This window comes from Mycolicibacterium pulveris, assembly GCF_010725725.1.
GTDB lineage: Bacteria > Actinomycetota > Actinomycetes > Mycobacteriales > Mycobacteriaceae > Mycobacterium > Mycobacterium pulveris.
Genome location: NZ_AP022599.1, coordinates 5,311,837 through 5,324,421, shown reverse-complemented (window position 1 = coordinate 5,324,421; position 12,585 = coordinate 5,311,837). Strand labels below are relative to the sequence as shown.

9 protein-coding genes are annotated in these 12,585 nt (G+C 67.3%); 3 read left to right on the top strand and 6 right to left on the bottom strand.

The window, feature by feature from the left end:
- Positions 1–28: 28 nt before the first annotated feature.
- The gene (locus G6N28_RS25790) at positions 29–1,012 is read right to left on the bottom strand and encodes an Acg family FMN-binding oxidoreductase (RefSeq protein ID WP_163905348.1); all 984 of its coding nucleotides are present in this window, start codon (positions 1,010–1,012) and stop codon (positions 29–31) included.
- A 138-nt stretch (positions 1,013–1,150) separates the two neighbouring features.
- Here G6N28_RS25790 and G6N28_RS25785 point away from each other — a divergent pair, with 138 nt between their 5' ends.
- Positions 1,151–2,530, top strand: coding sequence for a WS/DGAT/MGAT family O-acyltransferase (locus G6N28_RS25785; protein WP_163905346.1), 1,380 nt, complete (start codon positions 1,151–1,153; stop codon positions 2,528–2,530).
- On the opposite strand, the gene fdhF is transcribed toward G6N28_RS25785, so the two are convergent.
- Together fdhF and G6N28_RS25775 are read right to left on the bottom strand one after the other, a co-directional pair.
- On the bottom strand, positions 2,506–5,220 hold the full coding sequence (fdhF, locus tag G6N28_RS25780) for a formate dehydrogenase subunit alpha (protein ID WP_163905344.1): 2,715 nt from the start codon (positions 5,218–5,220) through the stop codon (positions 2,506–2,508). The genes G6N28_RS25785 and fdhF overlap by 25 nt on opposite strands.
- Entirely contained in the window at positions 5,208–6,674 is a 1,467-nt protein-coding gene (locus G6N28_RS25775) for a complex I 51 kDa subunit family protein (protein ID WP_163905342.1), read from the bottom strand. Before G6N28_RS25775 ends, fdhF begins: the two co-directional genes overlap by 13 nt.
- A 129-nt stretch (positions 6,675–6,803) precedes the next feature.
- Between G6N28_RS25775 and G6N28_RS25770 the strand changes: the two genes are divergently transcribed.
- The gene (locus G6N28_RS25770; protein ID WP_163905340.1) at positions 6,804–8,897 is read left to right on the top strand and encodes an adenosylcobalamin-dependent ribonucleoside-diphosphate reductase; all 2,094 of its coding nucleotides are present in this window, start codon (positions 6,804–6,806) and stop codon (positions 8,895–8,897) included.
- 8 nt (positions 8,898–8,905) lie between these two features.
- On the opposite strand, the gene G6N28_RS25765 is transcribed toward G6N28_RS25770, so the two are convergent.
- Positions 8,906–10,159, bottom strand: a complete 1,254-nt coding sequence (locus G6N28_RS25765; RefSeq protein ID WP_163905338.1) for an alpha/beta hydrolase family protein — start codon at positions 10,157–10,159, stop codon at positions 8,906–8,908.
- A 160-nt stretch (positions 10,160–10,319) separates the two neighbouring features.
- On the opposite strand from G6N28_RS25765, the gene G6N28_RS25760 reads away from it, so the two are divergent.
- Entirely contained in the window at positions 10,320–11,204 is an 885-nt protein-coding gene (locus tag G6N28_RS25760; protein WP_235674697.1) for a universal stress protein, read from the top strand.
- Between the two features lie 27 nt (positions 11,205–11,231).
- On the opposite strand, the gene G6N28_RS25755 is transcribed toward G6N28_RS25760, so the two are convergent.
- On the bottom strand, positions 11,232–12,299 hold the full coding sequence (locus G6N28_RS25755) for a zinc-dependent alcohol dehydrogenase family protein (protein WP_163905336.1): 1,068 nt from the start codon (positions 12,297–12,299) through the stop codon (positions 11,232–11,234).
- Positions 12,300–12,320: 21 nt separating this feature from the next.
- A complete protein-coding gene (locus tag G6N28_RS25750) occupies positions 12,321–12,584 on the bottom strand; it encodes an acyl carrier protein (RefSeq protein ID WP_163905334.1) in 264 nt (87 codons plus the stop codon).
- Position 12,585: the final 1 nt, after the last annotated feature.

Here is a 12,585-nt window from a genome sequence, read left to right as displayed (position 1 = left end):
TCGCTCTCACAATACGTTCCGTGAGCTGCTAGTCGGCAATTTCGAGCACCTCCTCGATCGGTCGCCGAGGTGTCGGCGGCGGCGGGTCCTCCTGCGCCGGAGCCAGGCCCACCCGGATCAAGACCTGCGGTGTGGTGGTCTGGCCTATCAGCGACGAAACGATATCCCGGCTGGCCCAGAGCTCGGTGATGTGACTCAGCGTGCACGTCGCCAACCCCGCCAACGTGGCTTCGAGCAACACGGCCGAAAGCACCTCACCACACTCGAGCAGGCTGCCGCGGTCGTTGTCACGGGTGGAGAGCACCAGGACCTTGGCCTGGTCGTGGCCGAACTCCACCCGCCGATCCGCGTGCTGGACGCGCGGGAAGTCCCGCCCGATGTCCATGCGGTCGGCTTCGGAGGCAGACAGCAGCGCGCTGTGCGGTACACCCTCGGTGGATTCGAACGGCCCTGTCCACCACAGCAGTTCGGACTGATACGAGGTGTCGTAGAGGCGTAGCGACTCGGTCAGCCGCGAGGCGTGCGCGAGCTCGGAGCGCAGGTCGTCGGCGATGACGTCCAGCCGTACCGCAGGCGAAGTCACCGAGCCGCGCAGCCGCGCCTCGATCCCGCCCCAGCCCGGCGGAGCCGCGAACGGCAGCCGGTCGGTCCGGCGTTGCCGGATGGCGTCGGCGCGACGGCGGTGCGCCTCGGTGACGAGGTCCACCGGCGTGAACTCGACGGATGCCAGGTGCTGTGGATCGTTGGGGTTGGGAAATCTGTCGACGACGGCGTTCCAACCCGCCGCGGCCGCTCCGACCCGCAGGTGGTCCAGCAGGGCTCCGCAGCTGATGACGGCCTCACGGCCGGAGTGGTCGGTCGAATACAGGATGCGGTCGTTGTCGAGGAACAGGTGAAGTGCGCCGTCCTGCGCGACCCATCGCCACGGCTGGCTGTTGTGCAGCGACGGTGCCCGGCATGCCAATTCCACGACCTTCTTGACGACGTCGAGGTCCACGCGGGTGGTACCCATGACTCCAGGTTCGGGTCTGCCACCGCCCCAAAGCCAGGGTCGATGGTCACCACGTGGGGGACTAAGGACCCTCGTCCTCACCGGTACGGGACCTCCGGCCCTTCCGTCACCACCGCCGCAGGCAAGACAGTTGAGAATATGGAGCGCTTGAGCACACTCGATGCGGGCTTTCTGCAAGCCGAGGACTCCGACCCGCACGTCAGCCTCGCGATCGGCGGCCTGTCGGTCATCGAAGGGCCCATGCCCGGTGACGAATCTCTCGCCGTCGGCCTCGGGCGACGCATGCTCGCGGTTCCCCGGTTCAGGCAACGTCTGCGCATCCATTCCCTTGATCTCGAACCTCCGGAGTGGGTCGACGATCCCGACCTCGACCTGACCTACCACGTGCACCGCGCCGCGCTGCCGCGCCCGGGCGATGACGCGGCGCTGTTCCGGTTGGTCGCCCAGATCATGGAACGGCGGCTGGACCGCGAACGGCCCCTGTGGGAATGCTGGATCATCGAAGGCCTGTCCGACGACCGGTGGGCGATCCTGATGAAGATCCACCACTGTGTCGCCGACGGGATCGCGACCATGCAAATGCTCTCCAACCTCAGCGACGAGGGGAAGGGCGACACGTTCGCATCGAAGATCCGGGCGGCCGGCGAGCAAGCCGGGCGGCCCAACCTCCTGCCCCGGCTCAGCCTCAATCCGCTTGACTGGGCGGTCGGCGCATGGCGGACGGCGAGCGCGGTCACCGGCGCCGCGATCCGGGTGGTCGGGGGAGCACTCGAAATCACCTCGAGCCTGGTGCGTCCGGCGGCGCCATCCCCGTTCGTCGGGCCGCTGACCTCCAGGCGGCGCTACAGCGCGGTGCGCGTCTCGCTGGACGACGTGGCCAAGATCCGGGCGGCATTCGACGTGACGCTCAACGACGTTGCGCTGGCGGCTATCACGGACAGTTACCGCCAGGGTCTTATTCGTCGCGGTGTGGAGCCCCGGCCTGATTCACTGCCGACGATGGTGCCGGTGTCGGTGCGTTCGAAGGACGCGATGGGCAAAGCCGACAACCGGGTTTCGCTGATGATCCCGAACCTTCCCGTCGATGAGTCGGATCCGATCGAGCAGCTGCGAGCCGTACATGAGCGGCTGACCACGGTGAAGGGCGGTGGCCAGCGTCAAGCGTCGTCGGTGTTCCTCGCGGCGACGAACGTTGTTCCGTTCCCCCTGACTGCCTGGACCGTTCGGGCCCTGACCCGATTGCCGCAGCGCGGTGTCGTGACTCTCGCGACCAACGTCCCCGGCCCTCGTCAACGGATGCGCATCATGGGACGAAAAGTGCTTCGGGTGTATCCGATTCCACCGATCGGGATCCGGCTGCGCACTGTCATCGCGATGTTGAGCTATGCCGACGACTTCATGTTCGGTATCACCGCGGACCACAGGGCGGTACCCGATGTCGACGACCTCGCGCGGGGCATCGAACAGGCCGTCGCGCGATTGGCGGCGTTGAGTCAGGACTTCGAAGAGCTGGCGTAGCCCACATCTCGGGAAGCCGTCCCGGCGCCTGCGATATGCACCGCGGTGACCTTGTACTCCGGGGTGTGGGTCGCGAGATCGCGTCCCGGCCCGGTGACGGCGTTCACCGGCACGGCCGGGTCGTGGAAGGTGGTGAAAACCGTTCCCGGCGGCATGCGGTCGCTGATGCGGCAGGGCAGCACGACTGCGCCGTACCTGCTCTGCACGGAGACCTCCGTGCCGTCGATCACGCCCAACCGCTGCGCGTCGTCCGGCGAGATCTCCAGCACCGCACCATCGGTCAACGCGGCGGTCGCCGCCCTCCCGGTCATCGTGCCGGCGTTGAACGCGTACAGTTCACGGCCGGTGATCAGCACCAGCGGATAGGTCTCGCTCGGTTGCTCGGCGCTCGGCCGATGATCGACGCGACGCAACGTCGCGCGCGTCCCGATCCCCGGGAACCCGTCGCGGTGCAGCAGCGACGTCCCCGGGTGATCCTCGTCCAGGCAGGGCCACTGCAAACCGCCGGGCCTGTCGAGCCGTTGATAGGCCATACCCGCACCGGCGGGCCAGAGGCGCCGGATCTCATCCCAGATGTCCTGTGCGCCCCGGTAGGAGAAGTGGCTGCCCCATCCGAAGGCGGCGGCGGCCTCGCAGAGGATGTCGGCGTCGGTCTTGACGATGCCCGGCGGGGAAACCGCGCGGCGGATCCGCTGAATACGGCGTTCGGAGTTCATGAACGTGCCGTCCTTCTCGAACGATGATGCGGCCGGGAGGAGGACCGTCGCGAAGCGCCGCGCCGTCTCGGTGAGAAAGAGATCCTGGACCACGAGCACCTCGAGCGCGGCGAGTGCCCGTTCCACCGACGGGGTCTGCGGCTGCGTGAGCAGAATGTCCCAGCCCACAACCCACAGCGCGTCAAGCCGGCCGTCCTCGGCGGCATCGAGCATCTCCATCGCATCGAGCCCGCGTATTTCGGGCACGGGCGCGCCCCATACCGCCGCGGCGCGATCGCGGCCATCGGCCAGCGCGATCATGCCGGTCAGATGGTGTGGCTCGCACCCCATGTGGGCTGAACCCTGCACATTGTTCTGTCCGCGAAGCGGATTGCACCCCGAACCGGGCTTGCCGACATTTCCGGTCAGCAGGGCCAGGTTGGCAAGACACATCACGGCGTCGGTGCCCTGGACATGCTCGGTGATCCCGAGGCCGTGGAAGAGCATGGACGGGCCCTGCCCGCCGTAGAGCCTGGCAGCCCGCCGCACGTCGGCGGGGTCCAACCCGGTGATCGACGAAACCCGTTCGGGGACATAGGCGGCGACAAAATCACGGAACGCTGGTAAGTCGTCGACGCGCTGGGCCACGAACGCCTCGTCGACAAGGTGCTCGTCGATGAGTGCAGCCGCGATGGAATTGAGTACCGCCACATTCGTTCCCGGCCGGGGCCGCAGGTGCACGTCGGCGTAGCCGGCGAGTTCGATCCTGCGCGGATCGATGACGACGAGGTTGGCGCCACGCAGCGCGGCCTGCTTGATGCGCGCGCCGACGATCGGGTGAGCTTCCGTGGTATTGGACCCGCACACCACGATGGTGCGCGCGATCTCGATGTCGTCGAATGAGTTGGTCGCCGCGCCGGTACCGAACACCGCCTTGAGACCGGCAGCGGACGGTGCGTGGCAGACCCGGGCGCAGCAATCCACGTTGTTGGTGCCGAGCACGACGCGCGCGAACTTCTGGGTGAGGTAGTTCTCCTCGTTGGTGGCTCGTGCCGAGCCCAGGACGCCGACCGCCGTCGGCCCGGCACGGTCGATGACGCGACGGAAACCGCGTACCGCGACGTCGATGGCTTCGTCCCAGCCGACAGGCACCCATTCCCCCGACGAGCTGCGCAGCATCGGGGTGGTGATCCGATCCTGCGAGGTGTTGAAACCGAAGCCGTACCTGCCCTTTACGCAGAGGTGACCGCGGTTGACCGGCGCATCACGGGCGGGAACGACCTCCACGATCCGGTCGTCGCGGCTGCCGACCATCATTTCGCATCCGACACCGCAGTACGGGCATGTGGTGCGGGTCCAACCGGTCGCCGACCCGGCTTGGATCACGCCCACGTCGGTCAGGGCGTCGGTCGGGCACGTGTCGACGCACGCGCCGCACGATACGCACGTGCTGTCCGCCAACGTGGTACCGGAGTCCGGGACGACGTGGGAGTCGGCGCCGCGACCGGCTATGCGCCAGGTGAATTGGCCCTGCACCTCGTCGCAGATCCGCACGCAGCGCCAGCACGAGATGCAGTGGTTGAGGTCGACGCGGATGTTGGGATGCGACGAATCCACCCGATGGGGATCAGCCGCCCCCGTCGCCGACACCCCGTAGTCCGCGAGCATCCGGTGAAACGCGAGGCCGGGGTTCGTGGCGGCCGCGTCGGCTGGATAGTGGCGAACAAGCATGGCCAGCAGGGTTCTCCGCAACTCGCGCAGCTCGGTCGTCGTCGTCTGGACTGCCATGCCCTCGGACACCGGCGTGGTGCAGGCGGGCACCGGACGGTCGGCGTCGTCGATCGTCACCACACACAACCGACAGGCTCCGGCCGGGGCGAGCCGCGGGTCGTGGCACAGCGCCGGGATGTCGATCCCGGCGCTTGCCGCCGCCTCGAGCACCGAAAGTCCGGGCGGACAGGACACGGTCGCACCGTCAATGGTCACGCGCGGCATGACTCGAGATCCTGTCCGTAATAGGCCATCACGCTGCGGGCGAACTCGGCCAGCCCGGTGCCGTGACCGCACAGGCTCGTTGCCGCCAGTGCCCGTATCGTGGCCTGCCACTCGGCGTGTCCGGCCTCGTCCAAATCTCCAGAGAACAGCTGCTCGACTCGCGCGGCGCCGACCCGGCACGGTGTGCAGGCGCCGCAGGACTCGTATGCGCCGAACCGAAACACGTGCCGTACGAGTTCGCCGATCGGCGTGGTGTCGTCGAACGCGACGATTCCCCCGTGGCCGACCTCGGCACCGATGTCTCGCAAGTCGTCGAAGGTGAAAGAAACGTCGAGCAGGTGGGGCGGGATGATCCCGGCCAGCGGGCCGCCGACGATCACACCCCTCAGGTGATCGTCGACGAGCCCACCGCCGAGGCCCTCAACTATCTCTCGCAGCGGGATGCCGAACTCGACCTCGTACAGCCCGGGTTTGCGGAACAGCGAGTTCAGCGACACCACCTTCGTGCCCGTGCTGGTGCCTGACCCGATTCCGGCGTAAGCGCTTCCCCCGTGCCGAAGGATCCAGGGCACGGCGGCCAGCGTCTCCACGTTGTTCACCACCGTCGGCACACCGTGCAGGCCGGACTGCGCGGGATAGGGCGGCCGCGCGCGCACCATCGGACGTCGTCCCTCGAGCGCATTGAGCAGGGCCGTCTCCTCGCCGCAGAGGTAGCTGCCCTTGCCCTCCACCACGGTGACCGTCAGCGGCGGACCGTCTCCGAAAAGCGCATCGCCGAGAATTCCGGCGGATTCGGCCTCGGCAACGGCGGCGCGCACCGTGGCCAGCGCGCGGGGGTACTCGCGGCGCACGTAGATGTATGCTCGCTCCGCGCCGACAGCCAGCGCGGCGATCGCCGTCCCCTCGAGCACGGCGTGGGGGTCGTCCTCCAACAGAAACCGGTCGATGTAGGCCCCGGGATCGCCTTCGTCGGCGTTGACCACGAGCACGCGCGGGCCGTCGGGTTGCGCGCGGGCGGCGCGCCATTTGCGGGCCGTTGGAAAGCCTGCCCCGCCACGGCCGCGGAGCCCGGACGTGTCGACCTCACCCAGGATCGCCTCGGGTCCCGAGGACAGGGCGCGCGAAAGCCCCTCATATCCCGCGTCGGCGCGGTAGTCACCGAGCTGCGCAGGCGATCCGCGGCGGACCCTGTCGAGTAACACCGAGGTGTCACAAGCGATTTCGACCGCGGGACGAGACAGATCGCCTGCGACGGCAGGACCCGCGAAGCAGCGCCCCAGGCAATAGACGCGAGGATCGGACGCTTGCGCCTCGGCCCAGCGCGCCGGGTTCCGCTGTCGGGCCACGAAGCACGCCGTGCCCTGACAACACTGCGTGCCGACGGCGACATCGGCAAGGTGATAGAAGGACGCGTCCTGCGCCGGTCGCCGTTCGTCATGCCGTCGAAGTGGCATGCGGCCAGTCTTGACCGCGGCCGACCGGCGGCACAGGGCCGAAAGTCCCGGATGGCTCGGGGAGAATGACTTCAGGCCGCCCGGTCCGCTTCGGACAGGATTGAGCCTCAGTGAAGGAGCGCACCAGCTGTGTCCAACAAGGCGAAGACAGGAACCTGGCCGACCGAAGTCCGGCGCCGGGACGGAACCGTGGTGCCGTTCGACCTCACGCGGATCGAAGCCGCGGTGGCGCGGGCGGCCCGCGAGGTGGCGAACGACGATCCGGACATGCCGGCAACGGTGGCCGAGGCTGTTGCCGACGCGCTGGGGCCCGGCGTGGCGCCGGTCGAGGAGATTCAGGACCTTGTCGAGGCCCGGCTGGGCGAGGCCGGTCTCGACGACGTCGCCCGCGCATACATCGTCTACCGACGGCGACGGGCCGAACTGCGCACCGCCAAGGCGATGCTCGGGGTGCGCGACGAGCTCAAGCTGAGCCTGGCCGCGGTGACGGTACTGCGGGAGCGCTACCTGCTGCGCGACGACAAGGGGCGCCCCGCCGAGTCGACCGGCGAGATGATGGACCGGGCCGCGCACTGCGTCGCCGCGGCTGAAGACGGGTACCGGCCGGGCTCGTCGACGCGCTGGGCCGAGCGGTACGCGAAGCTGCTACGCAACCTTGAATTCCTGCCGAACTCGCCGACGTTGATGAACGCCGGAACCGATATCGGGCTGCTTTCCGCCTGTGTGGTCCTGCCCGTCGAGGATTCGCTGCGTTCGATCTTCACGACCCTCGGCCAGGCCGCGGAAGTCCAGCGGTCCGGCGGTGGCACCGGGTTCTCGTTCAGTCGGTTGCGGCCCGCCGGCGATCCGGTGACCACCACGGCGGGCACAGCCAGCGGCCCGACGTCGTTTCTGCGGCTGTACGACACCGCCGCGCAGGTCGTTTCCATGGGCGGTCGCCGACGCGGTGCCTGCATGGCCGTGCTCGACGCGTCCCATCCCGACATCTTCGGCTTCATCACCACCAAAGCCCGCTCGCAGGACGCGTTGACACACTTCAACCTGTCGGTCGGCGTCACCGATCGGTTCATGCGCGCCGTGCAGCGCGGCGATAACCACCGGCTGGTCAACCCGCGAACCGGCAAGACCGTTGCCCAGGTGTCCGCGGCAACGCTGTTCGACAGCATCTGCGCGGCGGCGCACGAATGCGGAGACCCGGGTCTGGTGTTCCTCGACACCATCAACAGAGCCAACCCGCTACCGCGCCGCGGCCGGATCGAGGCGACCAACCCGTGCGGCGAGGTTCCGCTGCTGCCATACGAATCCTGCAATCTCGGCTCGATCAACCTGGCCCGAATGGTGGTCGACGGGCGTATCGATTGGGACCGGCTCAAAGAGGTTGTCGCGCTCGCCGTGCGTTTCCTCGACGACGTCATCGACGTGAGCCGTTACCCGTATCCCGAGCTGGAAGAAGCCGCCCGTGCCACCCGCAAGATCGGGCTTGGCGTGATGGGATTGGCGGAATTACTTGCCACACTGGCTATTCCGTATGACAGCGAGGAAGGAGTGGGCCTGGCCGAACAGCTCATGAGGCGGATACAACGCGAGGCGCACATCGCGTCGAAGCGGTTGGCGCAAGAGCGCGGAGCGTTCCCGGCGTTCGCCGACAGCCGGTTCGCACGATCGGGCCCGCGGCGCAACGCACAGGTCACCTCCGTCGCGCCGACGGGCACCATCTCGCTGATCGCAGGCACCACCGCCGGAATCGAGCCGATGTTCGCGATCGCGTTCACCCGTTCGGTTCTCGGCAGGCATCTGCTGGAGGTCAACCCGTGCTTCGACCGGCTGGCCCGCGACCGGGGTTTCTACAGCGACGAGTTGATCAGCGAGATCGCACAGCGCGGGGGAGTGCGCGGCTGCCCCCAGTTGTCGGCTTCCGTCCGTGCCGCCTTTCCGACCGCGGCCGAGATCGCCCCGGAGTGGCACCTGCGGATGCAATCGGTGGTGCAGCGCCACGTCGATGCGGCCGTTTCCAAGACGGTCAACCTACCGGCGACGGCAACGGTCGACGACGTCCGCGACATCTATCTGACCGCCTGGAAGGCCAAGGTCAAGGGGATCACGGTCTACCGGTACGGCAGCCGCGAAGGCCAGGTGTTGTCGTATGCCGCGCCCGACGCGGCGCTGGCCCAGGCGGACACGGTGTACAGCGGAGGCTGCATCGCCCGGTCCTGCGACTGCTGACCGGGTCGCTACTCGTCCGGTTCGCATCCCGGCACCGCAGCGGCCAGCAGCCCCGATTGCACCAGCGCACAGTCGATGAACTGCTGGACGGGCCGCGACTGGAAGAACCCGGTGTGCCCGCCGCGATACCAGAGGATCTCGGGTCTGCCCCAGTGCTCCCACAGCTTGACGATCTGCTCGCGCGGGTGCACGAGACGGTCGGCCATGCCCGCGTAGATCAACCGCCCGCGCATCGGCACCTTCGGCTCCAACGCGAGTGGAGACGTCATCCGCCCGATGGGGGCGGCCATGGTCACCGTCTGACGGCGCGGATCGTCTTCGCTCAGGCCGGCGTGGCTACCCAGCAGGTCGATCAGGTCCACCACCGGCACACCGAGAATCGCGCATGTCAACCCGGTATCGAGGCTGGCTACCAGGGACGAGACGTACCCGCCGAGCGACAGACCGTACAACCCGATGGGTGACTCGGGTTGCTGCGACCGGATCCATGAGAGCAACCGCCTGATGTCCCACACGCCCTGGGCGGTCGCATGGACGTTGTCCATCACGTCCGCGCCCGGGAACACCGCCCCTTTCGGCAGCCCCCGACCTCGCGGGCCGTGCATCGGAAGGACCGGCAGGACCACGTTGAGGCCGAGATCAAGGTGTAGGTGCCACGCCCGGAACAACGCGAGGTCGAGCCCCGCCCTGCCCATCTCCGTTCCGTGCACGCACACCAGCCAGGGCCGATCTTCCTTGTGGCGCAGCAGCAATGCGTAGACACGGTTGTTGGCGGTATAGCCGAGCCAGCGTTGTCTACCGGGCTCGCCCGAGCGAGGTGTGTACCCGCTGTCGAACACCATGCGTTCGTATGACCGCCCGTACGCCTGCACCGGATACACCGTGACATCGGGCAGTGTCCGGGGGCTGGCGAAATAACCTGCCGGCTGGTCCAGCCAGCCCCGCTGTCCATAGAACTCCAGCGCCGCAACCACTTCGGCGTTGATGCGCTCGAATTCCTCCATATCGCTGACTGGACGGCGCACACGTAAACCCATGAGCACGATCTCGTCGCGCAGCGCATGCGCGGCCAGCGCCAACGTCGGGCGGGCGATCGGAAGCTCGCGCGACTCGCGATTCAGATACTCGCGCCACGCGTACGCGTAGTAGCGACCGGTTCTCGCGAACGGTCCCACCACGGAATCCAATGCGCCCATGCCGAACGAGGGAAGACGAGGACTCGCCCGCCGTTCGCCCGCATCGTCGCGGTCAGGTGCCGCCATGTGTGCCGACGTTACGAGCCCGCCGCGGGTTGTCGTAGTGGCTTCGTTCACAAGATCATGTGACGATCGGCCGTAGCCGGAAAGGACCAAAGCCTGTCGCACCGCCCGACAATTGACTCCTACCATCCCAGATGGTCATCGAGCGGCGGGAGGACCCGACGTGTCACATCACGGAGTCGTCGTGGGCACCGACGGGTCCGCGTCTTCACACGTGGCGGTGCGGTGGGCGGCGCGGGAGGCCGCGATGCACCGCCTCCCGCTCACGGTCGTTCACGCCGTCGCTCCATTTCGGGTGGCGGCGTCGACGGCGCTGTGGCCGTTCGGGCGGGTGCCGGCGGAGGTTCTGGACAGCCAGGAGAACGACGCTCGCAACACCATCGCGCATGCGGTCCGGGTCGCTGAGGACAGCGTGGACGGTGCGGATCGCCCAGACATCGACAGCGAGCTGTACTTCGGGCCGCCTGTGGCGGCTCTGGTCGAGAGCTCCAAAACGGCCAAGATGGTGGCGGTCGGAAGGCAAGGGCGAAGTGCGCGGTCTCGACGCATGCTCGGGTCGGTGACCACCGGGGTGGTCCACCACGCCCTGTGTCCGGTCGCGGTGATCAACGACGACGTCGCGCCCGGACGGCAGCCGGTGCTGGTGGGCATCGACGGTTCGCAGGCATCGGCGTCGGCGACCGCGATCGCCTTTGACGAAGCCTCGCGCCGAGGGGTGGATCTGGTGGCGCTGCACGTCTGGAGCGACGCCGATGTACCCGAGCCGTACCGCATGCAGTGGTCATCTCTGCAAGCGACGGCCGAGAAGACGCTCGCCGAGAGCCTGGCCGGCTGGGGAGAGCGCTATCCCGACGTCAACGTCCATCGTGTGGTCGAGCTGGACCAACCGTCTCGCCATCTACTCGACCGATCGGAAAGCGCTCAACTCGTCGTGGTCGGAAGCCGCGGCCGCGGCGGGTTTGTGGGGATGTTGCTCGGTTCTGTCAGCACCACGGTCGTCCAGGCCGCACGAATTCCGGTGATCGTCGCCAGGCAACAGTCGGGCTAGCCGCAGACAACTTCACCGCTTCAGCCATCACAAGGCCTCCGTCTTGGCATTCGGATCCGCGGTCAACAGAACTTTCAGCGCGCCTGAACGGGTCGCATCGCCGAAAACTTCATAGGCCGTCTCGAATTCGGCCATCGCGAACCGGTGTGTGATCATCGCAGCGGTATCCAGCTGCCGGTTCGCGACCAGTTCGATCAACCTCGGTGTGGTGTGGGTGTCGACCAAGCCCGTCGTGATGGTCAGGTTCTTGATCCAGATCTGTTCAAGGTGCAATGTCGCGGGAGCGCCGTGCACACCGATGTTCGCAACATGTCCGCAGGGACGCACCAACCTGACCGACTCCTCGAAAGTCTCGGGAATACCGACCGCCTCCATTGCCACATCGGCGCCCAATCCGGAGGTGAGGTCGTCGATGACCTCAAGGGCGCTCTGAGTTCTGGAGTTCACGACGATGTCGGCGCCGAGCTTGCGCGCGGCATCCAGGCGGGCATCGGCGACGTCGATCACCACGATATGACTCGGGCTGTAAAGCTTCGCGGTCAGAACCGACGCCAGGCCGATCGGCCCGGCCCCGACAATCGCCACCACATCACCCGGTTGGACCACACCCGCGAGGACACCCACCTCATAGGCCGTCGGGAGGATGTCGGCCAGCAGAATCATCTGTTCATCGCTGACACCCGCAGGCACCTTGTGTGTGGAGTTGTCCGCGAAGGGCACCCTGACGTACTCGGCTTGTGTCCCGTCGACGAGATGTCCGAGTATCCATCCACCACCGCCCAGACACTGCCCGTAATGGCTTTGCCTGCAATACCGGCACGTCCCGCAGGCGCTGATGCACGAGATCAGCACTCGGTCTCCCGCCGACAGGTTCTGCACCGCCGCCCCCACTTCGGTCACTGTGCCGACGGCTTCATGACCCAGCACCCGACCCGGTTCGACCTCGGGCACATCGCCTTTGAGGATGTGCAGATCGGTTCCGCAGATCGTCACCGCCTCGACGCGCACGATGGCATCGGCCGGGTGCTTGATGCCGGGATCCGGCACCGACCGCCAGGACACGCGCCCGGGACCGTCGTAAACCATTGCTTTCATGTCAGATTCCTCGGGCCGGTGTCACGGGTGGGTCGAGTGTGCCTCGACGTAGTGGACAATGTCGTTGAGCGTGCGCAGTGACGCGTAATCCTGCTCGCTGATTGAGACGTGTAGCCGCTTGTGGATGCCGATCAGAAAGTTCAGCCAGTCCATCGAGTCCAGATCGACTTGGTCGCGCAGCAACACGTCATCGCGGATATCGGTGGGGTCCACCTCCGGCGCGATGGTGGTCAACACCGACACGATCTCGTTGCGAATCCGGGGTGAGGTTGTGCTTCGGTTCATT